This window comes from Streptomyces sp. MH60, from assembly GCF_002939385.1.
Classification (GTDB): domain Bacteria; phylum Actinomycetota; class Actinomycetes; order Streptomycetales; family Streptomycetaceae; genus Streptomyces.
This window is the reverse complement of sequence record NZ_MULI01000002.1, coordinates 146621-172573: the sequence shown is the minus strand read 5'-3', so window position 1 is coordinate 172573 and position 25953 is coordinate 146621. Positions and strand designations below refer to the sequence as shown.

Genomic DNA, 25953 nt, shown 5'->3' with positions numbered 1-25953 from the left:
TCGGCCACTCGCACACCTCCAGAGAAGTCGACTCACATGGGACGGAAGGAGAGCTGCGGCGTCCAGGCTCACTGGGCGCGACAGGTCCTGAGGTAGCTGAGGAACGACGCCTGCAGCCCGGTCACATGCGTCTCGTGCATGAGTGCGCTGGTGACGGATCCGCCGTGCGAGGTGAGGCGGTGAAGAAACGTGGCCGCGTTCTTCGCGAGATTCTGGTAGACCGCCAGGTCTCCGAGTATCTCCTGCTCGTTGAAGGTCACGTGCAGCTTGGTGCCGGGCAGGGTGCCACCCATGGAGTCAAGCCCAGCGAAAACCCGACTGTCCGCATTGACGATGCCCGGGCTGCCCGCGCCGATGCTCTCGAAGAAGGTGCCCTTGGTGAGCCAGGCGTAGAGGCTGAAGAGTCCGCCGTAGGAGTAGCCGAAGAGGCCGTGACCGCTCGGGGCTGTGCCGCAGTCGCGTTCGATTCGCGGGTGCAGGTCGTCGGTAAGGAAATTCAGGAACATGTCCCCGCGGCTGTCGCTCAATTCAGCCAGGTAGGCGTCGGCTTGCTCGCGAGTCGTCACACCCTTTTCGACCCCCATTTCCACCGCATCGATGTACTCCTTTGCTATGGGTTCGCCGGGCGGCACGAGGTCGCGATTGCGCAACCGCTCCCAGTGCTCGGCTTCCTCGCCCGCGTAGCCCACGCTGACTTGGACATAGGGCTGAATCGCCTGCATGGGGTCCAGCTGCGTGACGATGAGTGGAGCAGTCATGCCCACGGCCCAGTTCCCGTCCAGCACGTACACGACAGGCGCTGGCGCCGTGGCAGGGTCGTAGTGCGGTGGCGTGGTGACCCAGACGCCGTAGTCATGCCCACCGCTGGAGCGCATCTCGAAATAGTCGGTGTGGGGGAGGCAGCCCCGCCACATGGTGCTCATCTGAGGTCCTTTACGATTTCGCCGGCCTGGATTACGAGGACGGCGTTGGTGGGGTCGGAGAACAGTTCTGGGTCTTCGAGCGGGTTGCCGCTCCACAGAACGAGGTCTGCCTGCGCACCGGGAGCGATGACACCCACTTGGCCGGACAGGCCGAGGATCTCAGCATTGGTCCGGGTCGCCGCCACGAGCGCTTCCATCGGCGTTTCGAGGGCTGCGCGCAGGCTGAGTTCTTTGCCGCGCCGATCCTGGGCCGGACCGATGAGATCGGAACCCAACCCGATCCGTACTCCTGCGTGCTTGGCGACAGCGAGCGCATGCGTCATCTGCTCGCGTGCCCCCTGGGCCCGATCTCGGGCCGACTCGGCGAGACCGGCTCCGGCGGTGTCGTGCAGCAGTTGCTCGACGACGGCGAACGTGGGCACGAGGGCAACCTCGCGATCGGCCATCAGATCCGCGGTGGATTCGTCGAGGCTGGTGCCGTGCTCGACACAGCGCACCCCGGCCTCGACCGCATTGCGTATGCCCTTGTTGTTGTGGGCATGGACGGTCACATAGGTGTTCCGCGCCGCAGCTTCCTGAACTGCGACAGCGATCTCGTCGACGGTGAACTGGGTGTCGGTCAGTCGATCATGCCCGCCCACCACTCCGCCTGTCACGCAGAGTTTCAGGAAGGAGGCTCCGCGACGGAAGGCTTCGCGGACGTTGTGCCGCAGCTCGTCCGCGTTGCCCGCCATCATCGACAGGGCACACAGGCCCGGGATGTGGTGGCTGCTCCACAGCTCGGTGGGTTCCCAATCGGCTCCGTAGTAGCCGTGCCCACCGATCTGGCACTGAACAGGTCCGCACGACAGCACGCGCGGCCCTCTGACCTTGCCCTTCGCAATCGCGGTGACAACACCGCCGTCGATCCCGCCGGTGTCGCGAACTGTGGTGAAGCCGGCCTCGAGCGTCGCGCCGGCCGTGGCAAAGATGTCCGCCGCGATCTCGGCGGCGCTGATCTGAAACGAGAAGTGCGGCTGGATCGGGCTCGACAGGCCCAGGTGGACGTGAGCGTCGATCAGGCCCGGCGTCATCGTCAATCCCTCGGCATCGAGACACTCGCCGTGCACGCTGGAGGCGCCGAGGCGGGCAATACGGCCGTTCTCGATCGTGAGGCCGAGCTTGCTGGGGTCGCGCCCCGATCCGTCGATGACCGTCGCGCCGGCCACATGAGCAGGTCTCATCATCGATCCTCCGCCGTTGCGAATCCTCTTTTCCAATGGATAAACTGCGGCCGTGATCCTGTCAACCTCGCAACGCGACGGCAGCGCGCGCGAACGACTCCTGGCACGGCTGCTCGACGCCTTCGGTGAGACCCTTCCCCCGCCAGAGATGTCCCTCCGTGAGATCGCCGCCCGCATCGAAACCAGCCACGCCCTGTTGCGCTACCACTTCGGGGCGCTCCCGGGCGTCCTGGCCGCCATGCTCACGGCCCAGCGATCCCGTGACAACGAGGCACTTCTCAAGGCCGCCCAGCAAGGCACCTTCGACGATTTCGTCGGGGCGATCTGGGCTGCTTACACCCGGCCGGAGCAGCTGTCGCGTGTCCGCGGCTTCTTCTACGTCGTCGGACTGGCCGCGTACGCCCCCGAGGATTTCCGTGAGTTCGTGGAGTCGATCGACGACCTGACCGTGATGCTGTCGTCACTCGCGGAACGTGAAGGGCTTGAGGCGAAGCACGCGCGGGAGGTAGCCACCGTCACCATTGCCGCGATTCGCGGCCTCCTCCTGCAGGAACTCCTCACTCCCGGAACCCGCTCGGAGGACGCGGTCACCTTGATCTTGCGCATGCGCGAGGGCCCACCCGCTCCACGATCACGTCCGGAACGTTGAGCGGCCTTCGCCCCTCACACGCAACTGAGCATCCGGCGCACATGCGTGACAACGGTGCTGTACGGCGACGTCAGGTGACGACAACAGCGTCCGGAGCACGGCATTTTACCCGCGCGCGGTGCGGGCGACGGCGGAGCGGCGCCCCGCCGCGCCGCCGCAGGAACCCTCTGGTCCGGCGATAAGAAGGTGAGTTGAAACGTGACTGAGAGCACAGACGTAATCGTCGTCGGGGCCGGGGTCATCGGATCCTCCATCGCTCTCGAACTGGCGCGGAGCGGCCTGCGGGTGGTCGTCGTCGACAAATTCGGTGGTGCAGGCAACGGCTCCACCAGCGCCTCGAGCGCCGTGGTCCGCTTCACCTATCCAACGATCGCTGGCGTCAACGCTGCGTGGGAGTCCCTTCACTGCTGGGAAGCATGGCGCGACCATCTCCAAGCACCCGCCGGTGAACCCCTCGCAGCGTTCAACCGCTGCGGCGTCACCATGCTGGACGTGGACTTCGCACCCTGCAGCCTGTTCACACGCCATTTCGACGAGGTCGGTGTCCCGTACGAGAAATGGGATGCACAGGAGCTCTCCGAGCGATTGCCCGCTGTGGACACCGGCCGGTATTTCCCGCCCCGCCCCGTGGATGACGACGAGTTCTTCGCCGACTCGTCCGCTCGGCTCGGTGCTCTCCACACACCCGACGGAGGCTTTGTCGACGACCCGCAACTCGCCGCGCGCAACCTTGCCGCGGCCGCCCAGCGGCACGGAACCACCTTCCGCTGGAAGACCGAGGTCACCGCGGTGATGCGGCGCGAGGGACGCGTGCGCGGGGTGCGCCTTGAGGGGGGAACCGAACTGTCCGCCGGGGTGGTCGTCAACGCGGCCGGCCCATGGTCAGGACAGCTGAACCGGCTCGCCGAAGTGGGCGGCGACTTCACCATCGGTCTACGGCCGCTTCGCCAGGAGGTGCATCACGTAGCGGCCCCCGCCGACTACCACGACACCTGCGGCTACCGTCAGGCACCGGTGCTCGCCGATATGGACCTCGGCACATACATACGGCCCGAGGGCAGGGAGTTCCTGCTCGTCGGCGGCACGGAACCCGAGTGCGACCCGCTGGAATGGCTCGACGATCCGGACGACGCCAGCCCCCTTCCGACCGTGTCGCAGTTCAGAACGCAGGTGACGCGGGCGGCTCGCCGACTGCCCGGTCTGCGCGTTCCCAACAAGCCCAAAGGGGTGGCAGGCGTGTACGACGTGACCGACGACTGGACCCCCGTATACGACCGAACCGAACTTGCCGGCTTCTACGTGGCCATCGGCACCAGCGGTAATCAGTTCAAGAACGCCCCGCTGGTGGGCCGCCTCATGACCACCCTGATCCACGGTGTCGAAGGCGGGCACGACCACGACCACAGTGCGCTCACGCACACCTGCGAACACACCGGCCAGACCATCGACCTCGCTGCGTTCTCACGCCGCCGTCGACCGGCCGCATCCACAGGCACAGTCCTTGGCTGACGCCGGGCCACCGGGCCGGTCGTTCGCGGCCATGTCTGGCTGCAGGTGGCAGCAGTTGCCGTCGGCGTCGTTCGGGCCGTCGGGCGCCACGGCCCATCGACGCTTCGCCGAGGGGACGAAGAACCGGGTGTGGGACAAGCTCCATCGCCCGGCCCCGGACGAACGCGGTCACCGCGGCGAGCTCGACTGGTCCCGCTGTGCGATCGACTCGGTGAACATGCGGGCCCTCAAAAGGGGGACTTGACAGGCCCGAATCCTGTCGCCCGGGGCAAGTACGGCTCGAAGATCCACTTGATCACCGCGAGCGAGGCCCCAAGGCGGTGGATCGAGATGTCTGACGTCTCAATCACGTTGCTCCGGGGGCCTCGTTGGTCATCCATCCTGCCGCACTCGACCTACCGCACGCACTCGTGGAGTGGGTCACCATGCTGATCGTCACCCGTGAGGGCGACCGGCGCTGCAAGCTTCGTCCGTCCCAGTCCGCTCCCGCCACACCACCGCGCGGTCCGGCAGGACCCTGCCGGCCTGAAGGTCCCGGCCGCATCGAGCTCCAGCGGCCGAGCCACCAGCACCGGTCTGGACACCCTCTACCCGGCCGTGACCTCACTCCACGCGCCCGGCTCCCCCGCCCCCGGCCCCATGACAGCCAAGGCCGTCGCATGCACCGCCCTGTTGCAGTGATGCCGTCCCTACTCATCACCTAGCCAGCGAGAACACTCAGTCCTGACGTGCCGACACTGACCCCCACCAGCTGACACCAACCCGGAACATCGCATACGTGACCAGGCCGTACCCGGGCTCGCACATCATCGTTGAGCACGCGGAAAGCGGACGGCCGGGCCGTCATACCTGCCCTGCCCTTGAACGGAAGAGTTGTTCCCTTGAGCCTTTCGAGACTGCCCCGCGCAAAGACCGCCTCGGTCGAAACCCGACCGGGCGCAAGCCCGAAGTCGCGTCGGCTGGCCCGGGCTGCAGCAGCCTTGACCGTATTGGCCGGAAGTGCGATCGGCACGGCCGCGCTCGCTCCCGCCGCCCACGCCGACGACAGCGTGTTCACCGCGGCCGATCCTGGCAAGTACACGATTACGGTGCCCAAGGATGTCACCGAGGCGACCGTGGTGATCTGGGGAGCCGGAGGCCATGGCGGTAGCGGCGGTAGCGGCGGAGCCGGTGGTGACGGCACTACGAACGGCGGCGGGGGCGGCGGCGCCGGAGGCGGTGGCGGAGCCGCCGGGACTGCCGGGACCTACGTCGAATGCGAGCTGAGCGGCCTCCAGGAGGGCCAGACGTACGAGGTGGTGGTCGGCTCCTCTGCCGCATCGACGTTGGAGGGCCGGACCAGCCTGCTGCGTCCCCCGAACATGGACGGCAAGCCACAGTCCATGAGTCTGGCTGTGGCCGCGGGTGGCGCTGACGGCGGTAACGGCGGCAAGGGCGGCGCCGGTGGCAATGCCGGCAACTTCTTCGGCGGCGGTGACGGAGGCAAGGGCGGCGCCGGAGGCGAGGCCGGGACCGAGACGGGTCCCGCGGGGTGCGGACTCGCGGGCAGCAAGGTCAAGTCCGTACAGCGGGACCTGAAGCGGGGTGAGACTGCCAGCCCCGGAGCCGCCGGCGCTCTCGGTCAGGCGGGAACGGAGCGATGGGCCGGCCTGGCGGGCAAGGGGGGCGACGGCGGTGGCGGTCGGCCTGCCTTCAAGACCCCCGCCGCTGGTGTCGCCGGCGGCGGCGACGGCGGCAAGGGCGGCACCGGGGGCGACGGCGGCAGGAAGGCCGTGACGGAGACGGACGGTCACAGCCCTAAGACCAATGCGCAGACCGGCACGGCGGGCGGCAACGGCCAGGTCACCGTCACCTGGCACGCCTACGAGCTCGTGCCCATGCCCGAGCCCGTGCCCGAGAACCAGGATCAGGACCAGGAATCCTGAGAAACTACCACCCGCAATCCGGCTAACTGACCGTTTCACAATGAGGCGTCGTAGTCAGACGTTGTCTGCAGGCTCGGACGTGGTCTCCGTCGCTCTCGGTGGAAACGTGTCCGAGCCTGCCCTTTCTGAAGAGGCGGCCAGAAGCGCATCGTGGTGATGATGGCCAGAGCACCGCTGCGGTCCAACCCGCGCCCACCGTCATGCTGATGAGCTCACATGCCGATCGCCAACGCTGCCCCAATCAGGGCGATTCCCAGCCCTCCGTACAAAAGGGCTGCCACCTTGTGTGCGAACAGTGGCATGGTGTCCGGCAGATACATGCGGGCCGGCTCTCGCGGGTCGAGCTCCACCTTCACGGCCTGGCCGACTGAGATCCGCAACTTTTTCCCGTACAGCGAGCCCTTTATCACGCGTCCTTCGTGCACGACCGGCCCCAAACGGTAACGCGTCTCATCCGAGGAGAACCGGCCCTGCCCATACCCGGAACACGGGACCTCCAGAGAGATCCGCCGCTGCCGACTCCGCACGTCAGACACCAACAGCGCTACCGCCCACACGACAGCCCCGGCTGCCGGAACAAGAACCACGAGCACGTTCGCCCACCCCAGTCTCAGAAACGAGCAAGTAGAAAGAAGCCGGGCTTCAGATCACGGGTGCTGCAGAATCCCTGCTCTCCGCTCACACTCATCAAACGAGTTCGCTTTGAACAGACCCGCCGGTCGGACTTCTTCCGCCAGGATCTCGACGTGATCAGAGATCTCGTGCCCGACGACCTGTGGGCCCGCATCGCTCCAATTCTGCCACCCCTTCCGCAGCGGCGGAATCGGCCTCCGGGACGACGCCGGGCAGACGACCGCACCGCCCTGGCAGGCATCGTCTTCGTCCTGCGCACTGGTGCAGCCTGACGTGATGTGCCACGTCAGGAGACGGGTTGCTCGGGGGTCACAGCCTGGCGTCGTCTACGGGACTGGACCGAGGCCGGCGTCTGGCCACGCCTGCATGCTGCGATCCTCGCCGAGCTGAGGAAGGCCGGACTGCTGGAGATGGACGACTGTGCCATCGACGGCTCACACATCCGCAGTCTGAAAGGGGGAGCAGCTCACACCGGACCATCGCCGGTCGACAGGGGCCGCCCAGGAAGCAAACACCACATCGTCGCCGACCGGAAGGGCACACCTCTCGCCGTGTCACTCACCGGTGGCAACCGACACGATGTCACCCAGCTCATCCCGCTCATCGATGCCATCCCACGCATTCGTGGACTACGCGGACGGCCGCTTCGAAGCCGACCCTCTCAAACCCGACACATGACTTGCCCAATGAACGACCTGGCTCTCGTGGGCCGGGTCCACCGACTCGGCATGGACATCAACGTCTGGACCGTCGACGTGCCCGGCGCCAGGCGCACCATGGCCGGCCTCGGTGTCGACGGCATCATCGCCGACTCCCCCCAGTCCCTCACCCGGCGCTGAACCGCCCGACGGGTCAGAGGAACTGCCGCAGCACGAGCACCACGGCACCCGCGACCGCGAGGGCCGTGGCGGCCGTGCGGGTCCGCCGCACGTTCAGCCGGCGGGTCAGTGGCCGGGCGAGCAGTACGCCGACCACGGCGGCGGGGGCGAGCACCGCGGTGCCCCGCAGCGCGTGTGGGCCGACGGCGCCTGCCGCGGTCAGCGCGGCAAGGCTCATCAGGGAGCCGACGAGGAAGAACGCGCTCATCGTGGCGCGCAGTTCGGGACCGCTGAGCCGCTGCCAGACCATCGCCATGGGCGGGCCGCCGATGGAGGTGGCCGTGCCCATCAGACCCGAGGCCAACCCGGCCAGGACGACCGCGGAGCGCCGTTGCCGCGGTACGAAACCGGCCAGGCTCACCGTGACGCCGGTGAGGACCACCCCGGCGATGAGCAGCGCGAGGTAGCGCGCGGGGAGGGCCACCACGAGCAGCGTGCCGGCCAGTACGCCCGGCAGCCGGCCGGCCAGTGCCCAGCCGCAGCCGCGCAGGTCGGCCCGGCCGCGTTCACGCACGAGCACCGTCGCCGTCACACCGGTGGCGAGCAGCAGGACCACCGTGGGGGTGAGGGAGGGGTCCACGAGTGAGAAGACCGGCGCGGCGAGCATGCCGAGGCCGAAGCCGATGGAGACCTGGAGCAGCGCGCCGGCGCCCACCGTGACCGAGAGCAGGACGAACTCCGAGGCGGTCAGGCCCACGAGGACCCGGCCGCCAGGGGGAAGTGGCACAGCGCCGAGTGGGGTTCGGCTCCGTCCGCCGTCTCGCGCGCGACGACCGGTGGCTCCTCGCTCGCGCACCGCTCCTCGGCCCGCGGGCAGCGGGTGCGGAAGCGGCAGCCGGAGGGGATGTCGAACGGCGAGGGGATCTCGCCCTGGAGCTGGATCTCCTCGCGGCGGGAGTCGCTGCCGGGGCCGAGGACCGGGGCGGCCGACATCAGCGCGGCCGTATAGGGATGCTGGGGGTTTTCGAAGACGTCGTCCGTGTCCCCGTGTTCGACGACCTTGCCGAGGTACATGACCGTGACCCGGTCGCAGAGGTAGCGCACCACCGACAGGTCGTGGGAGATGAACACGTAGGTGACGCCGAGGCGGGCGCGCAGGTCGGAGAGGACGTTCAGGACCTGGGCCTGCACCGACAGGTCGAGGGCGGAGACGGGCTCGTCGCAGACGATGAGGTCGGGGTCCAGGGCCAGCGCGCGGGCTATGCCGATGCGCTGACGCTGTCCGCCGGAGAACTCGTTGGGGTAGCGGTCGGCGTCGCTCTCCCGCAGCCCGACCAGGTTCAGCAGTTCCCGGATCCGCTTCTCGCGGGCCCTCGCGCCCGGTACGACGTCCCGGTGGGTGCGCCAGGGTTCGCCGATCAGGTCGGCTGCCGACATGCGCGCGTTGAGCGAGGCGAAGGGGTCCTGGAAGACCATCTGTACCCGTCGGCGCCAGGCCAGCAGCTCCTTGCCGCGCAGTGCGAAGGGGTCGGTCCCGTCGAACCGTACGGTGCCCGCGTCCGGGCGCTCCAGCCCCAGCAACACCCGGGCCAGAGTGGACTTGCCGCAGCCGGACTCGCCGACGAGCCCGAGGACCCGGCCCCGGCCGATCTCCATGTCCACCCCGTCCAGGGCGGTCAGTCGGCGCCGGCCGCTGCCGAAGGTCTTGGTGACTCCCCGTACCTCCAGCAGCGGAGCGTTCTCCTGCGGACCGTCCGCCCGGGGCCCGGGGGTGGCGGTGGTGGCGGGGGACTCAGACACGGTCGAGCTCCTCGGAGAAGTGGCAGGCGGCCGAGCGGCCGTCGCCCGACGGACGCAGGGACGGCCGTTCGTTCACGCAGCGTTCGCGTACCAGCGGGCAGCGGTCCTGGAAGACGCAGCCGGAGGGCACCGCGCTCAGTTCGGGCGGGCTGCCCGGAACGGCGGTCAGCGGGCGTCCGCGCACACTGCCCTCCGGTACCGAGTCGAGCAGTCCCCTGGTGTAGGGGTGTCGGGGCGCGGCGAAGACGTCGTGCACCGGGCCGTTCTCCACGACCGTGCCGGCGTACATCACGACCACGTCGTCGGCGCGCTGGGCGACCACGGCCAGGTCGTGGGTGATCAGGACGACGGCCATGTCCCGCTCGTCCTGGAGGTCGCGCAGCAGCCGCATGATCTGCGCCTGCACGGTCACGTCGAGGGCGGTGGTGGGCTCGTCGGCGATGAGCACGTCGGGGGCGAGGGCGACGGCCATCGCGATGAGCAGCCGCTGCCGCATGCCGCCGGAGAACTGGTGGGGGTAGGACCGGGCCCGCTGCCTCGGTTCGGGAATGCCCACCCGGGTCATCAGCTCGATCGCCTTCTCCCGCGCCTGGCGCCGGGAGAGCTTGTGGTGGATGCGGAAGGGCTCGCCGATCTGCCTGCCCACCGGCTGCACCGGGTTGAGGGCGGTCAGGGCGTCCTGGAAGACGATCGAGAGCACCGGGCCGGCCAGCTTGCGGCGTTCGGCCGGGGTCATGCGCAGCGTGTCGTCGCCCCTGACCCGTACGGCGCCCCCGGTCACCGCCGCCGCGGGGTCCAGCAGTCCGACCACGGACAGCGCGGTCATCGACTTGCCGCAGCCGGATTCGCCCAGCAGGGCCAGGGTGCGGCCGCGGCGGACGCTGAAGCTGACGCCGTCGACGGCCCGTACGGTCCCCGACGGGGTGCTCAGGTCCACGCACAGGCCCTCGACGTCGAGGGCCGGGGTGTCCGTGCCGGTGGGGGCGGCACTGGTGGTGGTCGTCACGGGATCATCTCCGGAGGTACGGGGGCCGGGACGGGGCGGCGCTTCTTGGGCAGCGTCAGGCGCCAGCGCTGGGCAGGGTCGGTGGCGATGCGGGCCCAGGCGGCGAGCACCGTCGCGGAGACGGTCGTGAGCACGATGGCGAGACCGGGCAGCACGGTGATCCACCAGGCGGTCTGGAGGTACTGGCGTCCCTGGGCGACCATGAGGCCCCAACTGACGTCCGGGGGCTGGATTCCGATGCCCAGGAAGCTCAGCGACGACTCGGTGAGCATCACGAAGCAGAAGTCGAGGGTGGCGACGGTCAGCAGGGTCGGCAGGGCGATCGGCAGGATGTGCCGGTAGATGATCATGCGGCTGGGGGTGCCGAACGTCCGCGCCGCGTCGACGAACAGCCGGCTGCGCAGTTCGGCCGCCTCCGCCCGTGCGGTGCGCAGGTACACCGGGACACGGGTCACGGCCAGGATCAGTACGAGGTTCAGTGCGCTGGGTGAGAAGACGTACAGCACGACCACCGCGATCAGCAGCGAGGGGAAGCTGAGGATCACGTCGGCGACCCGCATGGCCACGCTCTCGCGGCGTCCGCCGTGGTAGCCGGCCCACAGTCCGAGGGCCGAGCCGATCGCCAGGGAGCACAGCACCGCCGGGACGGCCACGGACAGGGTCGTCGCCGCCGCCTCGATCAGCCGGGCCACCATGCTGCGTCCCAGCACGTCGGTGCCGAGCAGTCCGTACACCCCGTCGTCGAGGGATGGTGGGCGCAGGGAGGCGTCCAGGTCCTGGCGTTGGGCGCGGTCACCGATGAACAGCCGGCCGAAGAGGGCCACGAGGGCGACCACAGTGAGCACCACGGCCCCGGTGGCCGCGGCCCGGTCCCGGCCCAGCATCCGCCAGCGGCTCGGCTGCCGGTCGCGGGCGGTGGACGGCCCCTTGGCCGCCTCGGTCTCTGCTCGGGGCATGGTGTTTCCTTCGTTCACGCCGGCACCGCCTGACGTACTCGGGGGTCGGTCAGCGCGTGACAGACGTCGACGAGGATGTTCAGCGCGAAGATCGTCACGGCGGTCAGGAGGACGGCTGCCTGGAGGACCGCGAAGTCGCGCTGGAGGATGGAGTCGATCATGAGTTTGCCGATGCCTGGCCAGCCGAAGATCGTCTCGACGATCACCGCCCCGTTGACCAGACCGACCGTCAGGTCCCCGGCCACGGTCAGGACCGGTGTCACGGCGTTGCGCAGGGCGTGGCCGAAGACCACGCGCCGGGGGGTGGCGCCCTTGCCCCGGGCGATCTTGACGTAGGGCGCGGACAGGGCGGTGACCATGCTGCCGCGGACCACCTGCACCAGGACGCCGAAAGGGCGGATGAGCAGGGTCGCGATGGGCAGGACCCAGACCTCGGGGCCGCCGAGGGTGCCCGAGGTGGGCAGCAGTCCGAGGCTCACGCCGAAGACCAGGACGCCCATGATGGCGAACCAGAAGTCGGGGATGCTGGCGGCCGTCATCGACAGCAGGCTGGCGATCCGGTCGATCAGGGAGTTGGGGCGGTAGGCGGCGAGGCTGCCGACCAGCACCGCCCCGGTGATCGCCAGCAGCATGGTCACACCGGCGAGCTGAAGGGTGACCGGGAAGGCGTCGAGCACCATCGAGCCGGCCGGCTGTCCGGTCCGCAGCGAGGTGCCGAAGTCCAGGTGCGCTGCGTCGACGAGGTAGTTCCACAACTGCGCCGGGATCGAGAGGTCGAAGCCCTGCGCGGCGGAGAACTCCGCGCGTTGCTCGGGTGTGGCGCTCAGTGGAAGGTAGAGGTCGACGGGGTTGCCGGTCATCCGGGCCAGGAAGAACACGCCGAGGACGACGCAGACGAGGGGGACGGCGCTGGAGAGGATGCGCTTGCGCAGGAACGGGATCATGTCAGTGCTTCGCCCCCTTGGCCGGGTGAACCTCGGACAGCCGCAGTTCGTCGCCGGTGGCGGAGTCGGGTTGGTACCGGATCGACCGGGACAGGCCGAGCAGTCCCCTCATGTGGGCGAGATGGGCGTACTGGACGACGTTCCTGTTCTGGTCGGCGAGCAGGTCGGCGAAGGCCTGCTGCCGCTTCCTACCCGACAGCGCGCCGGCTTCGGCGACGCGCCCGTCGAGTTCCTTGGTGCCGAACGTGGACTGGGGGCCGTCGCTCAGCAGGTACTGGCTGGTGGTGAAGGCCGCGTCACCGGCCTGGTTGCCGTGCATGATCAGCAGGGCAATGGGGCCGACGTCCTCGGGCAGCGGGCGAAGCTGGTATTGGAGGTGGGTGGCGGTGTCGGCCATGCGGACCTTCACGTTCAACCCGATCTGCTGCATCTGGTACTGCAACGCCTCCGCCGTCTCCGACACGCCCGAGAACATGCCGTTGCGCGCGACCAGGGTGATCTGCCGGTCGGTGGGCACGCCGTCGGCCGCCGCCTCCTGCACCAGGGCGCGGGCCTCGTCGACGTTCTGCCGGGTCGGTCGGATCGCGTCGTTGTGTCCCACCACTCCGGGCGGGACCAGTTGGCCGGCCGGCTGGGCGAGACCGCCGAGCAGGGCGCCGACGATGCCCTCGCGGTCCACGGCCAGGTCGATGGCCCGGCGCACCCGGATGTCGTCGAGCGGGGCTTCCCGGCCGTCCAGCCGCAGGGCGGTCGTCTCGTTGTTGGGGTAGGCGGCCGTCGTGTCCTTACCGGCCTCCATCGGGTCGAGCGCCACGGCGATCTCCGCCTCAGCCTTGTCGATCATGGCTGCGCGCACGCTCGCGTCGCTGCGCCAGACGTAGCGGGCCCGGGCGAAGTCCGGGGCCTTCCCCCAGTAGTCGTCGAAGCGGCTGAGCGAGATCGCCGCCCCGGGCTGCCAGGAACGGACGGCATAGGGGCCGGTGCCGATCGGGATGCGGACCTTGGCCTCGGTGTCGGTGGTGCGGGGCACGACCTCCACGAAGCTCAGGCGCAGCGGCAGGATGGGGTCCGGTTTCTCGGTGGTGACGGTCAGCCGGGTGTCGCCGACCGCCTTGACCCGGAGGTCGTCGTTGCCGAAGACATAGCCCTCGACGTTGCAGGCGAGGTCGGAGTTGACCGCCCGGTCGATGGAGAAGGCGGCGTCCTCGGCGGTGAAGGGCGCGCCGTTCTGGAAGGTGACCCCGGTGCGGATGTCGAACGTCCAGGTGCGGGGTGCGGTCTGCTCCCAGCCGGTCGCCAGCAGGGGGTTGAGCCCGCCGGAGGTGGGATCCCGTTCGACCAGGGGTTCGGTGATGTTGGACCGGACCACGACGCCGGTGCCGGTCAGTGAGGCCTCGCAGGGTTCCAGGGTCGGTGGTTCCTGGGTGAGCACCACCCGCAGGGTGCGGCCGTCGGCGCGGCCGGTGTCGCCGCCCGCGCTGTTGGCCACGGCGCACCCGCTGGACATGAGCACGATGCCCGCCAGCAGCATCGCGCCCTTGGTGGGGGGCCGCCTCGGCGAGGCACGCCGGGTGGGTGAAACGGAGGACTTCATCGTCGCGTGTCTCCGGGGAAGTGCTGATGTGTCACGTTCCGAACTCGGGGCTGTGGGGTCACCTCCACGAGCTGTCTACACTTGCGTACTCAGTCTGCATCTGTGAACGCCGAAGCTAAACCGGCGCCGGGGCAGCGTCAAGACGTGCGGAGGATCGGACATTCCCGTGCGACGCGCGTCCCGGCACCTCCACCCGACGGGAGCGTCACCTTGCCGAACTTCTCCGCCCCTTCCAGTGCCCCGGACACCGTCCTCCAGGTGTCTCCCCTGCTCCCCGCCCTGGAGAGCGCGCTCGCCGCGCACTACCGCACCGTGCGCCTGACCGAAGTCCCGGACCCGGCCGCCTACTTGCGCGACCACGGAAGCGAGGTGGCAGCGGCCGTGACGAGCGCGCGGGTCGGGGTGAGCGACGCTCTGATGGACGCCCTGCCCCGGCTCGGGGCGATCGTGCACTTCGGCGTCGGTCACGAGACCACCGACGTGGTCCGGGCCCGCGCCCGGGGCATCGACGTCAGCAACACTCCGGACGTACTCACCGACTGCGTGGCCGATCTCGCCGTCGGCGCTCTGATCGACGTCATGCGCCGTCTGTCGGCCGCCGACCGGTATGTGCGCGACGGCGGCTGGGCGGCTGCGCCCTTCCCCCTCACCGACCGGGTGAGCGGGAAGCGGGTCGGCATCCTGGGGCTCGGCCGGATCGGTCGGGCCGTCGCACGCCGGCTCGAGGGATTCGGTGTGGACGTCGCCTACTGCACACGCAGGCCGGTGCCCGGCGTCCGCCACCGACACCTGCCCAGCGCCGAGGCCCTGGCCGAAGCGTGTGACGCGCTCGTCGTCACCGTGGCCGGAGGCCGGGGCACCCGGGGCCTGGTCTCGGGCGCGGTGCTGGACGCGCTCGGACCCCGGGGCCACCTGGTGAACGTCGCACGGGGCAGCGTCGTCGACGAAGCGGCGCTGGTGGCGGCGGTGACACAGGGCCGGATCGCCGGAGCGGCGCTCGACGTCTTCGCCGACGAACCGAACGTGCCGAAGGCCCTGTTGGAGTCGGACCGGGTCGTGCTGCTGCCGCACATCGCCAGCGCCACCCACGAGACCCGGGCGGCCATGGGCGATCTGGCCCTGCGCAACGTCCGGCGGTTCATGACCGAGGGCTCCCTGCTCACTCCGGTCCCGTAGCAGCCGGCCCATTGACACCGCCGGGCACTCCTGCCTACAACTGGTTGTCTACAAATGAGAACGCCGACTACATATGAGGACGGCATGCATGGCAGACGCCTCCGAACGCATCGTCGACGTCACCGTTACTCCTGTGGCGTTCCGGGACCCTCCCCTGCTCAACTCGGTGGGTGTGCACGAGCCCTACGCGCTGCGCACCATCGTGGAGATCACCACGGAGGGCGGGGTCGGCGGTGTCGGGGAGACCTACGGCGGCACCCTGCACCTGGAGCGGCTGCGCCGCACCGCCGCCGAACTGGTCGGCATGGACGTCTGGAGCCTCAACGACCTGATCGCCCGCACCACGCGTGCGCTGGGTGGTGACACCACGGGTGGCGACGGCATGGCCGGGATGGTCACCGGCAGCAGCACCGTGGACCGGGTGATGTCGCCCTTCGACGTCGCCTGCATGGACATCCAGGGCAAGCTCGTGGGCCGGCCGGTCTGCGACCTGCTGGGCGGAGCGGTGCGCCCCTCGGTCCCCTACAGCGCGTACCTCTTCTACAAGTGGGCCGGGCACCCCGGTCAGGAGGACGACGACTGGGGCGCCGCGCTCGATCCGGCGGGGCTGGTCGACCAGGCCCACCGCATGATCGACCGGTACGGCTTCTCCTCCATCAAGCTCAAGGGAGGCGTCCTGGCGCCGGACGAGGAGATCGCGGCGGTGCGGGCGCTGCGGGAGGCGTTTCCCGACCATCCCCTGCGGCTGGACCCCAACGCGGTCTGGAGCGTCGAGACGTCACTACGCGTCGCCCGCGAGCTGGGCGGTGTCCTGCAGTACCTGGAGGACCCGACGGAGGGCATCGAGGGCATGGCGTCCGTCGCCGCGCAGACCCCGACCCCGCTGGCCACCAACATGTGTGTGGTCTCCTTCGACGACCTTGCGCCCGCGGTGGCCCGGGGAGCGGTGGGCATCGTGCTGTCCGACCACCACTTCTGGGGCGGTCTGCGGCGCTGCGGTCAGCTCTCGGCGATCTGCGAGACCTTCCGGCTGGGGCTGTCGATGCACTCCAACTCGCACCTGGGCATCTCCCTCGCCGCGATGACCCACCTGGCGGCGGCGACGCCCCGGCTGACCTACGCCTGTGACACGCACTGGCCGTGGAAGCGCCCCGACGAGGACGTGGTCGACCCCACGCCCCTGCGGATCAGCGAGGGCTCCGTCGCCGTGCCCACGGCCCCCGGTCTGGGCGTGGAGCTCGACCGGGAGGCGCTCGCCCGACTCCACCGGCAGTACCTCGACTGCGGACTGCGCGACCGCGACGACACCGGTTACCTGCGCCGCGTCGACCCGTCCTTCTCGCTCGAAACCCACCGGTGGTGACCCGCACGTGCGCATCATGCTCAATCACCGCATCCTGAGCCGGTTCCACGAACCGCTCAGGGCGCGTACCGAGGGCAGCCACGACTGGCTGGACGCCTGCGACTGGGACGCCACCCGGATCGCCGAGGCCCTCCCCGACATCGAGGTCTACGTCGGCTCCAGGCTGAGCGCCGAGGACGCCCGGCGGGCCGCGCGGCTGCGGCTCGTCCACGTCGTCGGTGCCGGCTACGACGGCATCGCACTGGACGCACTGGCCCCCGGGGCCACCGTCGCCACCACCCACCACCACGGCCGCTCCATCGCCGAGCACGTCCTCATGTCCGTCCTGATGCTCTCCCGCGACGTGCTGGGCGCCGACCGCGCCCTGCGCGCCGGGCGGTGGCGCAACGTGGCCGTGGATCCCGGGCTCGCCTTCGGAAGGACGCTGCCGGGACGGCGCGTGGGCGTCATCGGGTTCGGCGAGACCGGCACCGAGGTCGCCCGGCTGTGTCAGGCGGTCGGCCTCAGCGTGCGCGCCGTGCGACGCGACCCGTCGGCCCCCTTCCCCGCCGCCCTGCGGCCCGACTGGGTGGGCGGGAACGACCGGCTGCCCGACCTCCTCGCCGAATCCGACATCGTGGTCGTCACGGTCCCGCTGAACCCCGCCACCCGCGGGCTGATCGGACCGGACGAACTCGCCGCCATGGGGCCGGGGACGCTGCTGGTCAACGTGGCGCGCGGGCCGGTGGTGCAGGAGGAGCCGCTCTACGAGGCCCTGCGCTCCGGCGCCATCGGCGGCGCCGCACTGGACGTGTGGTGGTCCGGGCCGCCCCAGGCACCGAGCCGGCTGCCCTTCCACGAGCTGCCCAACGTGCTCATGACCCCGCACCACTCGGGTCACACCTTCGACACCTTCGCCGCGCGTGCGGCGGAGATCGCCGACAACATCGGGCGCCTGGGACGCGGCGAGCCGCTCTCGGGCGTAGTGCACGCCGGTGACCGGGCGGCCGGGGACCACGGCCACCCGACAGGCCATTCCACCGTCTCCTCCCCCGCCGGCTCCCCGGCCTCTCCCAGAAGTTAGGAAACCAGTCGTGCTCGAAGGCGTTCTCTTCTTCCCCGTCACCCCTTTCACCGACACCGGTGAGATCGACCTCGATGCCCTGCATCAGCACGTCTCGGCAGGTGTGGACGCCGGGCCGGGCGCAGTGTTCGTCGCCTGCGGCACCGGCGAGTTCCATGCCCTGGACCGCGAGGAGTACGCCGCCGTCGTGGGTGCCGCCGTCGACGCGGCGGCGGAACGCGTCCCGGTGTACGCCGGAGTCGGGGGCGCGCTGGGCCTGGCCCGGCAGTTCGCCCGTAGCGCGGCCGAGGCCGGCGCGGACGGCCTGCTGCTGATGCCTCCCTACCTGGTCGAGTCGCCCGCCGCTGGGCTCGTCGCCTACGCCCGTGCGGTCGGGCAGGAGACGGACCTGCCACTGATCGTGTACAGCCGTGCGAACGCCCGCTTCGACGAGGCCTCGGCGGCGGAGGTGGCCCTGTTGCCGACCGTGACGGGGCTCAAGGACGGGACCGGCGACCTCGACCTCGTCGCACGGATCGTCCCCGCCGTACGCGAGGCACTGAGCGCATCCGGCAAGAACTTCCAGTTCTTCAACGGCATGCCGACGGCCGAGGCCAGCCATCCGGCCTACCGGGCTCTCGGCGTCGAGCTGTATTCCTCGGCCGCATTCGCCTTCGCGCCGGACATCTCCCTGGCCTTCCACCGGGCGGTCGAGGAGGGCGACCGGACACGGGTCGACGCACTGCAGCGGACCTTCTTCCACCCCCTGGTCCGGCTGCGCCGGCGGGTGCCGGGGTACGCGGTGTCGTTGGTGAAGGCGGGGGTGACCCTCGCCGGCATCAAGGCCGGGCCGGTCCGCCCGCCGCTGACACCGCTCACCGCGGCCGAGACCGAGGAACTGGCGGCCATCCTCGCCGAGGGCCGGGCCGTACTCGGCTAGGACGCGGCCCCGGCCCCGTCGTCCGCCCCGTCGTCGGCGCCGGAAGCCGAGGTTGCCTGACGAGGAGTCCGGGGTGTTGGAGGAGCGGGCGACGACCAGGCAGCGGTTGCAGCAGGAGGTTCTCTGACGCCGAAACTGGATCGTTTGCCATTGAGGGCAGCGCGGAAAGGGCCGGCACCTTCGCCGCCCGTGCGTGAGGCCCTCGACGAGGCCACGGTCGCCCAGTGGTCCGCCGACCCACTCGGCCGTCGCCGTGCTGCGGCGAAGTCGTCGACGACTTCGCCGCCCGGGTGATGCGCAGCAGGGGACTCAAGGCGTGTCCGGCGGATCATGGCTGCGGCTGAAACGGTGAAGCGGGTCATCTCACCACGATCGTGCGATCGTTGAGGACTCTTCGCAGTTGAGGCTGTAGCGCCGAGAATGTACGGCTTTGGGAAGGTTGGACGTGAGTCGTCAGGAGGCGCGAGAGTCGTAGTTCTCGCGGTTTGCGAGGACCTCGGCCATGTGCGTCTGCGCCCAGATTCTGAGCCCGCGCGTCATGTGGTGGAGCGAGCGGCCGAGGTCGGTCAGCTCGTAGGAGACGGTGACAGGGACGGTTGGCGTCACGGTACGGGTGAGCAGACCATCGTGCTCCAGCGACCGTAGGGTCTGGGTCAGCATCTTCTGGCTGACCCCGGCCAGAAGACGAGCGATCTCGGAGTAACGCATCGCCTTCGGAGCGTCTGCGTGTGCTGCACCGGGCTGGCCAGGGCTGTTGTCGCCGCCCAGCGCACACAGGATCAGGACGACCCACTTGTCCGAGATTCGGTCGAGCAGCTGCCGGCTGGGGCACCCTGCCAGGAACGCGTTGTACTCCACCTTGGCCTGAGCCCTCTTCTGGGCCGCCTTCATCGTCGTCACTGATCGCACCTCTCACCGCTGGGTGGGTTACGCACTTTCGAGTGCCTACTTCCCGACAGGAAGTTTCTCTCCAATGCTGATGCAGGGAGGCAGCAGGCGCCACCCCCAAGTGCATGAAGAAAGGCAACACGATGAGCACACCCGCCCTCTCTCTTCCCGGCGGCACCTGGACTCTGGGTGACCTGACCGTCACCAGGTTCGGTTACGGCGCCATGCAACTGGCCGGCCCGTGGGTCATGGGGCCGCCCGCCGATCGCGAGGGTGCCCTGGCCGTCCTGCGTGAAGCGGCCGACGCCGGAGTCACCCACATCGACACCAGCGACGCCTACGGGCCGCGCGTCACCAACGAGTTGATCCGCGAGGCGCTGCACCCTTATCCCGAGTCGCTGCACATCGTGACCAAGGTGGGCGCGAACCGCGACGAACAGGGCGGCTGGCCTACGGCCCGGCGACCCGAAGATCTGCGCCGCCAGGTCCACGACAACCTCAACTCCCTCCGGCTCGACGTACTCGACCTGGTCAACCTCCGACTCGGCAACGCCGAAGGCCCCCAGCCCGGCTCACTCGCCGAGGCGTTCGCCACGCTCGTCGAACTCCAGCAGCAGGGCCTGATCCGCCACCTCGGGGTCAGCAACGCCACCGAGGAGCAGGTCACCGAGGCACAGAGCATCGCGCCGATCGTGTGCGTGCAGAACATGTACAACCTCGCCCACCGCGACGACGACAAGCTCATCGACCGGCTCGCCACCGACGGCGTCGCGTACGTGCCCTTCTTCCCTCTGGGGGGCTTTACCCCGCTGCAGTCCTCGGCGCTCTCGGCGGTCGCCGCTCGACTGGAGGCGACACCGATGTCCGTCGCACTGGCCTGGCTGCTGCAGCGATCACCGAACATCCTGCTCATCCCCGGCACGTCATCGACGGCCCACCTGCGCGAGAACATCGCCGGCGCGGGACTCTCCCTCTCTCATGAGGACTTGACCGAGCTGGACGGCATCGGCCGCTGCATGCCCCAGAGCTGAACGGCTCACAAGCAGGAACGAAGCTACCGTTCAGCTTCCGGCCCCGGTCACCTTCGCCCGACCGGGGCCGAAGCAGGACGATTCGCCTTCACCTGGACGACTTCGGCTCATCAACCGTCAGGAACTTGTGTCACACCGGCGCTGGCAGCTCACCGACGGTGCCGGGTAGGCGTCGAGGTCTCCCGAGACGGGATTCTTACACCAAACCCGTCCGGACGACCTCGACGTCGCACGACGCCACCCCTGAGGCGGGCTTCGCCCGTGCTGACACGAATACGTTCTGCCGCCTTGACGAGCTCGGGCTCGAAGTCACCAGTCAGCAACTCGCTCCGGATCGTGCGGTTCTCGCATGCCGGGGCCGGGTCCAGCGAGGGCTTATGCCCAGGTCACGGCGGGTGTGGCCCCATGTGTTCTTGGTGCAGGCCGAGGCGTTGTCCGTCAGGACCCGTTCGATGGCAACTCCTTGTTCGGCGAGCCAACTGGTGGCGCAGGTGAGGAACGCGGCGCAGGTCGGGGCGGTCTCGTCGGGCAGGTTTCGGTGTAGGGCAGGCGGGAGTGATCGTCCAGTGCGGTGTGCAGGAAGGCGTAACCCGTGCCGGTCCGGTTGCGCCGTCTCCAACGTCCCTGGGTGCGGCGCCCGCCGCCGTCGGGGATGGGGCCGAGCTTCTCGACGTCGAGGTGCACCGGTTCACCGTGGCGTGAGCGTTCAAACCGGCGGACGGGTTCACCGGTGGCCTGGTCCAGCGCCAGCCGGAACGGTCCGATGCGGTGTTCGCGGCGCATCCGCACAACCTCGGCTTCGAGGTCTGCGGGTGTCTCCCGTCGTGAGCGGTGGGGGCGACTGGACGGTCGTGCATGCCTGCACTGCCGTGACGGCGGTAGTGGTCTGCCCAGCGGGCGGTGGTGTGGCTGACCTGGAAGCGTTCTGCGGCCCGGCGCACAGGCCAGCCGTCGTCGACGACACACCGGGCCAGGCGCAGCCTGCCTGTCGGAGTCAGTGGGGCATTACGGTGGGACAACGAGGGCCCTTGGCTGCCGGTTGTAGATGTCGCAATCCACCCCGAACCCAGAGGCCCTCACCCCTTTCAAGGACCGCTCAAGGCGTGTCGCCTGTCACCAACGTTCCGGGGCAGCACACTCAACCCATTTTGAGACGTTCAGTAACGCTGGTGCCCATGGGGCTTGCTCTTGTGTGCGGAGGTGTTGATGGTGTTGGTGATGTCGCCGACGTTGAAGTTGATCAGTCCGCCGCAGGCGAGGAGGCAGAGTCCGGGGGTCGGGTCGGGGGGTGTCGGGGCTGCGGATACCTGGACGGTTGTGGTGCTGTTTGAGGCGTCGCAGTCGGCGTTGCCGTTGTAGGCGGCGGTGATGGTGTGGGTGCCGGTGGTGGCGAAGGAGGCCGTGTAGGTGGCCTGACCGTTGGCGTTGACGGGCACGGTGTCGAGCAGGTCACTGCCGTCGAAGAATGTGACGCCGAGGCCGCCGGTGGGATCGGAAGGGCAGTCGACTGTGGCTGCCAGCTGTACAGGGGTGTTCACCTCCGTTGACTGTGGGCTGGCTGTCACCGTGGTGGTCGAGGGTACGGCCCAGGCGGGTGAGGCGAGCCCGAGTGTGGCGACCAGGGCTGCGGCGACGATCAGTCGTGCTCTGCGTGGCGTGATGTGCACCGGTTCGGTTCCTTGTTTCGGTTTCCGGTCCGCAGGGTGCGGGTGCCGTGGAGCCTCACGTTATGGCGGTCGCCTCTGCCTTCCTGGGACGCGGCGCTGATAGGTAGCCTGGTTGGATTAGCTGCCTGCGCTGCTCGCCGGACGCCGAGTGAGGGAAGGAATGGATGCTCGCGCAGGGTGTGAGGCGGCCTTCCCGCCTGTCGGTGCGTCAGATACCGGGCGTGGCGGTTCGTGTGTAGGGCAGCCCGGGGCTGGTACCGCCTGCGGTGGTGACGGATACCGTGACCGGAGCCGCGGCGCCGGCGGGTGCGACCGCGGTGACCTGCGTGTCCGAGACCACGGTGAATGAGGCGGCCGTAGTGCCGAAGGTGACAGCCGACGTAGTGGCCAGGTTTGCGCCGGTGAGGGTGACCACGGTGCCCGCTGACGCCGGACCGGTGCTGGGGACCAGTGCCGACAGTGTGGGCGGGGCGACGTAGGCGAAGGCGACAGGGTTGCTCGTGCCGCCCGACGTGACCACCGTGATCGGCGCACTGCCCGTCCCCGCAGGAGCCGAGGCCGTGATCTGTGTTGCTGACACTACGGTGAAGGAGGCGGCGTTGGTGGAGGCGAAGAGCACGGCGCTGGTGTTGAGCAGGTTGCTTCCGTTGAGCGTGACCACCGTGCCGCCGGCGGTCGGGCCCTGGGCGGGGCTGCCGTTGTGGAGTGCGGGCGGCGCTGCGTAGAAGAAGAACGCGTCCGGGGCGCTGATGCCTCCCGGTGCGGTTACTGTCACCACGGCGGCTCCGGCGCCGCCTGCGGGGGTGACGGCGGTGATCTGGGTGGCCGAGTTCACCACGAACGACGCGGCCGGGAGCCCGGCGAAGGTCACCGCCGTGGCCCCGGTGAACCCGTTTCCCGTTAATACGACGGGGGTACCGCCGGCCGTTGGGCCGCTGGCAGGCGTCACCCCCGTGACTTGGGGGACCTGCGCCACGACGTAGGTGAACGTCACCGAGTTGCTGTTCCCGGTCGGATGGATGAGCGTCACTGCCGCTGCACCCGCGGCGCGGGGAGGGCTCACAGCCGTGATCTGGGTGGCCGAATTGACGGTGAAGGAGGTGGCGTTGGTACTGCCGAAGCGTACGGAGGTGGTTCCCGTCATCCCGGTGCCGGTGAGGGTGACGACGGTGCCCCCGGTAGTGGGCCCCTGCGTGGGGTTGATGGTACTGATCGTGGGCGGCATGACGGACACTCCAATGGCAGCCTGGGCGAAGCCCGGGCCGACGAGGGCGCCGGTCCGGGCCTGGGAGTCACCGCACGGGAGAAGCGGGAGGCTGTCCGCCCGGTGCGGGTTACCCGGTCGAACGGTGGGCAGGGCTGCCGCCCGGTGCGAGCCGGGCGGCAGCGGGGTGCGGGTCAGATACCGGGACCGGCAACGTAGGTGAACGCGTCGGCGGCCGTGTCGGAGCCGGCCGCGTTGGCCACCACCACGTCGACTGCGCCGGCAGTGCCGGGCGGGGTCACTGCCGAGACCGTGGTGGCGTTCACCACGGAGAACGGCGCTGGTGTGCCGTCGAAGGTGACCGATTCGGTGGTGTCGAGGTTGGTGCCGGTGATGGTCACGCCGGTGCCGCCGGACGTCGGTCCGGAGGCGGGCGCGACGGTGGTCACGGTGGGGACGTCCACGTAGGTGTAGGACAGGCCGTTGTTCGTCCCTCCTGCGGTGGTCACGCTCACCCCCACGGGGCCGGCCGCCGCGCCTGCCGGCACGGTGACGGTGAGCTGGGTGTCGGAGACGACCGTGGGCGTGGCGGTGTTGGCGCCGAAGGACACACTCGTGGCCGTCGCCAGCCCGACACCGTTGAGGGTGACCGAGTTGCCGCCCGCCAGCGGACCGGAAGCCGGACCCAGTGAGGACTTGAAGGGTGCTCCGACGTAGAAGAACGGGACGGGGTTGCTGGTTCCGCCCGCGGTGGTCACGGTGACTCCGACGGTGCCGGTGCCCGACGGCGACACGGCCGTGACCTGGGTCGGAGAGACGTTGGTGATGCTGGTGGCCGGCCTGGTGCCGAAGGTGACGGCGGTCGTACCGGACAGGTTCGTCCCGGTTATGGTCACCAATGTACCGCCGCCGGTGGATCCCTGGTTCGGAGAGATGGGCATGGAATGACTCCTCGCTGACAGGAACAGACAGAGAGCACAGCGAAACCATGAGCTTTCAGGGCCGACCTTCGCGGAGGAATCGCACGCAAGAGCAGACGACCGAAGAGTGCCGCCGTGCCGAGGGAATGCCCTCGGCGCCGCACAGAAGAAGAACCGGCACACGCCGCCCTGTCGTGATCCCCGGCCATGGGATGGGCGGCCCACCGGTTCGCTGCTTCAAGTACTCCACAGACGGGCCACTTTGACAAGATGTCAATCACATGATTCTGCAGTAGAGGGGGTGCGAGCGGACTTGTGCGGCACCGGCGTACGCCTTGCGGACAAGAGCCAGCCGGCACCGCGTGCGGTGCCGGCTGGCCATCCAACCCCTTCGGGGTGCCCATCGCGGTCCCAGCGGAGCCACGCGCCTCCCCACGTGTGAAGGGCGACAACTCGCACCGTTGCCACGCTCCCCGAACGGAACGGGCTGCCCTGGTTGGATATGCCTAGTAACGCAGGGTTACGGCATATGCCTCAAGTCGCAGAGCTCCATGTCACCTGATCGGAGTAGCCTCCGGCTGGTCGTCGCGTGCGACTTCCGGGCCCCGATAGCCGGCACGTCGGCCGTCGGGCCGCCCTCCAAAAACCTGACCATCCCTAGCCTCGCGCTTCACGCGGCAGGGCGTTCGGTGGGTGATCTCCGCCGGGCGGCGAGACCTCGTCGTGATACCACTGCCGACCGCCGCGCCGTCGGCCGCTCTGCTGAGAGCCGCCGCGAGCGTCGGCCCCGGAAGCCATGGTCGGCCGTGGCCGCGCGGTTGACAGGGTGACGGAAAAGAAACGCCCGCCCCGGCTGCCGATCACCTGCACCGCGCCGAGCAGCGCAATTCTCCAGACGGGAAGTCTGGAGAATCACACCAGGCTCTGTTCCGGCCGCTGCGCGACCCGGACGCCGCCGGGCGCGACGACGATGACGACGGTGCAGCGGAGTGAGCGTCCCGTCCAGTGTCCGCAGCTGAGCTGACTGCGGACTTGATTCGGCGGGTGTCGCCGAAGGGTCGTCGGCCTACTCGTGATCAATGCAGAGGTGGGCAGTGAGGGCCGCGCAGGCCCACTCCTCCCAAGCTTCCGGGGGCCAGCCCCGGTCGCGGACAAAGATCAGGTACAGCTCCGGGCTGAGTAGCCCGTACAGCAGGTCGGCGGCGCGGGCGGTATCGACGCCGGGGCGGGCGTCGGGCTTGGATGTCAGTGCCTTCGCCGCGGCGTGCTGGACGGTGTAGCGCGGGTCGGGGCCCGCGGGCCACTGCGCGGCGATCTCCGGGTCCGTGGCCGCCGCAGCCGCGATCAGCGGCATGATCGGGGCGACACGGCCGAGGATGTCGCGTACGCCCCGCACGTGGGTGCGCAGTTGCCCGGACGCGGTGGGCTCGGCGCACGCGGCGCGGAACCAGTCGCGGTCCATCGTGGCGACCGGTTCGGCGTCGCCCGCAATGGACGAATCGACGACGTCCTTGAACAGCGCGCGCTTGTTGCGGAACACGAAGTACACGGTCTGAACAGCCACGTCCGCGCGATCCGCAACCTCCTGAAGGCTTGTCGCGCCATATCCCTGCGCGACGAACAGGTCCCGCGCCGCCGCGACGATCTTCTCGCGGGTGCGCCGCGAGCGCTCGGCCCGCTTGTCGAGGCGCTTGATGTTCCGTCCGTCGGATCCCTTGACTGCATCCATGCCGGGAGTCTAT

23 protein-coding genes and 4 pseudogenes are annotated in these 25953 nt (G+C 69.4%); 12 read left to right on the top strand and 15 right to left on the bottom strand.

Annotated features, from left to right (window positions below; all coding sequences use genetic code 11):
* Positions 1-68: 68 nt before the first annotated feature.
* Both BZZ08_RS02760 and BZZ08_RS02755 read right to left on the bottom strand, forming a co-directional pair.
* On the bottom strand, positions 69-923 hold the full coding sequence (locus tag BZZ08_RS02760) for an alpha/beta hydrolase (RefSeq protein ID WP_104630494.1): 855 nt from the start codon (positions 921-923) through the stop codon (positions 69-71).
* On the bottom strand, positions 920-2131 hold the full coding sequence (locus tag BZZ08_RS02755) for a metal-dependent hydrolase family protein (protein ID WP_241965343.1): 1212 nt from the start codon (positions 2129-2131) through the stop codon (positions 920-922). Before BZZ08_RS02755 ends, BZZ08_RS02760 begins: the two co-directional genes overlap by 4 nt.
* Positions 2132-2198: 67 nt before the next feature.
* Between BZZ08_RS02755 and BZZ08_RS02750 the strand changes: the two genes are divergently transcribed.
* From BZZ08_RS02750 to BZZ08_RS38540, 5 genes and pseudogenes are all read left to right on the top strand, one after another.
* Positions 2199-2795 carry a TetR/AcrR family transcriptional regulator gene (locus tag BZZ08_RS02750; RefSeq protein ID WP_104630493.1) on the top strand — a complete coding sequence of 199 codons (597 nt, stop codon included), beginning with the start codon at positions 2199-2201 and terminating at the stop codon, positions 2793-2795.
* Positions 2796-2993: 198 nt separating this feature from the next.
* Entirely contained in the window at positions 2994-4304 is a 1311-nt protein-coding gene (locus tag BZZ08_RS02745; RefSeq protein WP_104630492.1) for an NAD(P)/FAD-dependent oxidoreductase, read from the top strand.
* Positions 4305-4326: 22 nt separating this feature from the next.
* Positions 4327-4601: pseudogene (locus BZZ08_RS39285) on the top strand (IS5/IS1182 family transposase); the annotation flags it as partial.
* A gap of 71 nt (positions 4602-4672) precedes the next feature.
* Positions 4673-4789, top strand: a pseudogene (locus BZZ08_RS02735) (IS5/IS1182 family transposase); the annotation flags it as partial.
* A gap of 396 nt (positions 4790-5185) precedes the next feature.
* Positions 5186-6229 carry a hypothetical protein gene (locus BZZ08_RS38540; protein WP_133169139.1) on the top strand — a complete coding sequence of 348 codons (1044 nt, stop codon included), beginning with the start codon at positions 5186-5188 and terminating at the stop codon, positions 6227-6229.
* A 212-nt stretch (positions 6230-6441) separates the two neighbouring features.
* On the opposite strand, the gene BZZ08_RS02720 is transcribed toward BZZ08_RS38540, so the two are convergent.
* Positions 6442-6654, bottom strand: coding sequence for a hypothetical protein (locus BZZ08_RS02720; protein WP_133169138.1), 213 nt, complete (start codon positions 6652-6654; stop codon positions 6442-6444).
* A gap of 321 nt (positions 6655-6975) precedes the next feature.
* On the opposite strand from BZZ08_RS02720, the pseudogene BZZ08_RS02715 reads away from it, so the two are divergent.
* Both BZZ08_RS02715 and BZZ08_RS02710 read left to right on the top strand, forming a co-directional pair.
* Positions 6976-7527: pseudogene (locus BZZ08_RS02715) on the top strand (IS5 family transposase); the annotation flags it as partial.
* Positions 7528-7548: 21 nt separating this feature from the next.
* A complete protein-coding gene (locus BZZ08_RS02710; protein WP_241965356.1) occupies positions 7549-7701 on the top strand; it encodes a glycerophosphodiester phosphodiesterase family protein in 153 nt (50 codons plus the stop codon).
* Positions 7702-7714: 13 nt separating this feature from the next.
* Here BZZ08_RS02710 and BZZ08_RS02705 read toward each other — a convergent pair whose 3' ends face one another.
* The 6 genes from BZZ08_RS02705 to BZZ08_RS02680 are packed head-to-tail and all read right to left on the bottom strand — an operon-like array spanning position 7715 to position 13980.
* The gene (locus tag BZZ08_RS02705) at positions 7715-8467 is read right to left on the bottom strand and encodes a sulfite exporter TauE/SafE family protein (protein WP_241965342.1); all 753 of its coding nucleotides are present in this window, start codon (positions 8465-8467) and stop codon (positions 7715-7717) included.
* Positions 8428-9480, bottom strand: coding sequence for an ABC transporter ATP-binding protein (locus BZZ08_RS02700; RefSeq protein ID WP_104630488.1), 1053 nt, complete (start codon positions 9478-9480; stop codon positions 8428-8430). The genes BZZ08_RS02705 and BZZ08_RS02700 overlap by 40 nt, the downstream gene beginning before the upstream one ends.
* Positions 9473-10486: an ABC transporter ATP-binding protein gene (locus tag BZZ08_RS02695; protein WP_104630487.1), complete on the bottom strand. Its 1014-nt coding sequence runs from the start codon at positions 10484-10486 to the stop codon at positions 9473-9475. The genes BZZ08_RS02700 and BZZ08_RS02695 overlap by 8 nt, the downstream gene beginning before the upstream one ends.
* Positions 10483-11442 carry an ABC transporter permease gene (locus BZZ08_RS02690; protein ID WP_104630486.1) on the bottom strand — a complete coding sequence of 320 codons (960 nt, stop codon included), beginning with the start codon at positions 11440-11442 and terminating at the stop codon, positions 10483-10485. The genes BZZ08_RS02695 and BZZ08_RS02690 overlap by 4 nt, the downstream gene beginning before the upstream one ends.
* A 14-nt stretch (positions 11443-11456) precedes the next feature.
* Positions 11457-12386 carry an ABC transporter permease gene (locus BZZ08_RS02685; RefSeq protein ID WP_104630485.1) on the bottom strand — a complete coding sequence of 310 codons (930 nt, stop codon included), beginning with the start codon at positions 12384-12386 and terminating at the stop codon, positions 11457-11459.
* Position 12387: 1 nt separating this feature from the next.
* On the bottom strand, positions 12388-13980 hold the full coding sequence (locus BZZ08_RS02680; protein WP_104630484.1) for an ABC transporter substrate-binding protein: 1593 nt from the start codon (positions 13978-13980) through the stop codon (positions 12388-12390).
* A 210-nt stretch (positions 13981-14190) separates the two neighbouring features.
* On the opposite strand from BZZ08_RS02680, the gene BZZ08_RS02675 reads away from it, so the two are divergent.
* The 4 genes from BZZ08_RS02675 to BZZ08_RS02660 all read left to right on the top strand — a co-directional run bounded on the left by BZZ08_RS02675 (position 14191) and on the right by BZZ08_RS02660 (position 18501).
* Positions 14191-15156, top strand: a complete 966-nt coding sequence (locus BZZ08_RS02675; protein WP_157953308.1) for a 2-hydroxyacid dehydrogenase — start codon at positions 14191-14193, stop codon at positions 15154-15156.
* Between the two features lie 88 nt (positions 15157-15244).
* Positions 15245-16519: a glucarate dehydratase family protein gene (locus BZZ08_RS02670; RefSeq protein ID WP_104630483.1), complete on the top strand. Its 1275-nt coding sequence runs from the start codon at positions 15245-15247 to the stop codon at positions 16517-16519.
* Positions 16520-16535: 16 nt separating this feature from the next.
* On the top strand, positions 16536-17582 hold the full coding sequence (locus BZZ08_RS02665; RefSeq protein WP_241965355.1) for a 2-hydroxyacid dehydrogenase: 1047 nt from the start codon (positions 16536-16538) through the stop codon (positions 17580-17582).
* 10 nt (positions 17583-17592) lie between these two features.
* A complete protein-coding gene (locus tag BZZ08_RS02660) occupies positions 17593-18501 on the top strand; it encodes a 5-dehydro-4-deoxyglucarate dehydratase (RefSeq protein WP_104630481.1) in 909 nt (302 codons plus the stop codon).
* A gap of 453 nt (positions 18502-18954) precedes the next feature.
* On the opposite strand, the gene BZZ08_RS02655 is transcribed toward BZZ08_RS02660, so the two are convergent.
* Positions 18955-19392, bottom strand: a complete 438-nt coding sequence (locus BZZ08_RS02655) for a winged helix-turn-helix transcriptional regulator (protein ID WP_446750228.1) — start codon at positions 19390-19392, stop codon at positions 18955-18957.
* 140 nt (positions 19393-19532) lie between these two features.
* Between BZZ08_RS02655 and BZZ08_RS02650 the strand changes: the two genes are divergently transcribed.
* On the top strand, positions 19533-20420 hold the full coding sequence (locus tag BZZ08_RS02650; RefSeq protein WP_104630604.1) for an aldo/keto reductase family oxidoreductase: 888 nt from the start codon (positions 19533-19535) through the stop codon (positions 20418-20420).
* A 618-nt stretch (positions 20421-21038) separates the two neighbouring features.
* On the opposite strand, the pseudogene BZZ08_RS40025 reads toward BZZ08_RS02650, so the two are convergent.
* The 5 genes and pseudogenes from BZZ08_RS40025 to BZZ08_RS02625 all read right to left on the bottom strand — a co-directional run.
* Positions 21039-21439: pseudogene (locus tag BZZ08_RS40025) on the bottom strand (leucine zipper domain-containing protein); the annotation flags it as partial.
* Between the two features lie 138 nt (positions 21440-21577).
* On the bottom strand, positions 21578-21985 hold the full coding sequence (locus BZZ08_RS02640) for an Ig-like domain repeat protein (RefSeq protein ID WP_104630603.1): 408 nt from the start codon (positions 21983-21985) through the stop codon (positions 21578-21580).
* 310 nt (positions 21986-22295) lie between these two features.
* Complete coding sequence (locus tag BZZ08_RS02635; protein WP_104630479.1) at positions 22296-23312, bottom strand: IPT/TIG domain-containing protein; 1017 nt, start codon at positions 23310-23312, stop codon at positions 22296-22298.
* A 173-nt stretch (positions 23313-23485) separates the two neighbouring features.
* Positions 23486-24232, bottom strand: a complete 747-nt coding sequence (locus BZZ08_RS02630) for an IPT/TIG domain-containing protein (protein WP_104630478.1) — start codon at positions 24230-24232, stop codon at positions 23486-23488.
* 1045 nt (positions 24233-25277) lie between these two features.
* Positions 25278-25940 (bottom strand): TetR/AcrR family transcriptional regulator, encoded by a 663-nt coding sequence (locus tag BZZ08_RS02625; RefSeq protein ID WP_104630477.1) that lies wholly within the window; start codon positions 25938-25940, stop codon positions 25278-25280.
* Between the last annotated feature and the right edge of the window lie 13 nt (positions 25941-25953).

Excerpts from the sequence above, each read along its gene's own strand:
- BZZ08_RS02680 (WP_104630484.1), bottom strand. The coding sequence starts at position 13,980 with ATGAAGTCCTCCGTTTCACCCACCCGGCGTGCCTCGCCGAGGCGGCCC.
- BZZ08_RS02710 (WP_241965356.1), top strand. The coding sequence starts at position 7,549 with ATGAACGACCTGGCTCTCGTGGGCCGGGTCCACCGACTCGGCATGGAC.
- BZZ08_RS02625 (WP_104630477.1), bottom strand. The coding sequence starts at position 25,940 with ATGGATGCAGTCAAGGGATCCGACGGACGGAACATCAAGCGCCTCGAC.
- BZZ08_RS02670 (WP_104630483.1), top strand. The coding sequence starts at position 15,245 with ATGGCAGACGCCTCCGAACGCATCGTCGACGTCACCGTTACTCCTGTG.
- BZZ08_RS02760 (WP_104630494.1), bottom strand. The coding sequence starts at position 923 with ATGAGCACCATGTGGCGGGGCTGCCTCCCCCACACCGACTATTTCGAG.
- BZZ08_RS02685 (WP_104630485.1), bottom strand. The coding sequence starts at position 12,386 with ATGATCCCGTTCCTGCGCAAGCGCATCCTCTCCAGCGCCGTCCCCCTC.
- BZZ08_RS02630 (WP_104630478.1), bottom strand. The coding sequence starts at position 24,232 with ATGCCCATCTCTCCGAACCAGGGATCCACCGGCGGCGGTACATTGGTG.
- BZZ08_RS02690 (WP_104630486.1), bottom strand. The coding sequence starts at position 11,442 with ATGCCCCGAGCAGAGACCGAGGCGGCCAAGGGGCCGTCCACCGCCCGC.
- BZZ08_RS02635 (WP_104630479.1), bottom strand. The coding sequence starts at position 23,312 with ATGCCGCCCACGATCAGTACCATCAACCCCACGCAGGGGCCCACTACC.
- BZZ08_RS02650 (WP_104630604.1), top strand. The coding sequence starts at position 19,533 with ATGAGCACACCCGCCCTCTCTCTTCCCGGCGGCACCTGGACTCTGGGT.
- BZZ08_RS02655 (WP_446750228.1), bottom strand. The coding sequence starts at position 19,392 with ATGAAGGCGGCCCAGAAGAGGGCTCAGGCCAAGGTGGAGTACAACGCG.
- BZZ08_RS02665 (WP_241965355.1), top strand. The coding sequence starts at position 16,536 with ATGCTCAATCACCGCATCCTGAGCCGGTTCCACGAACCGCTCAGGGCG.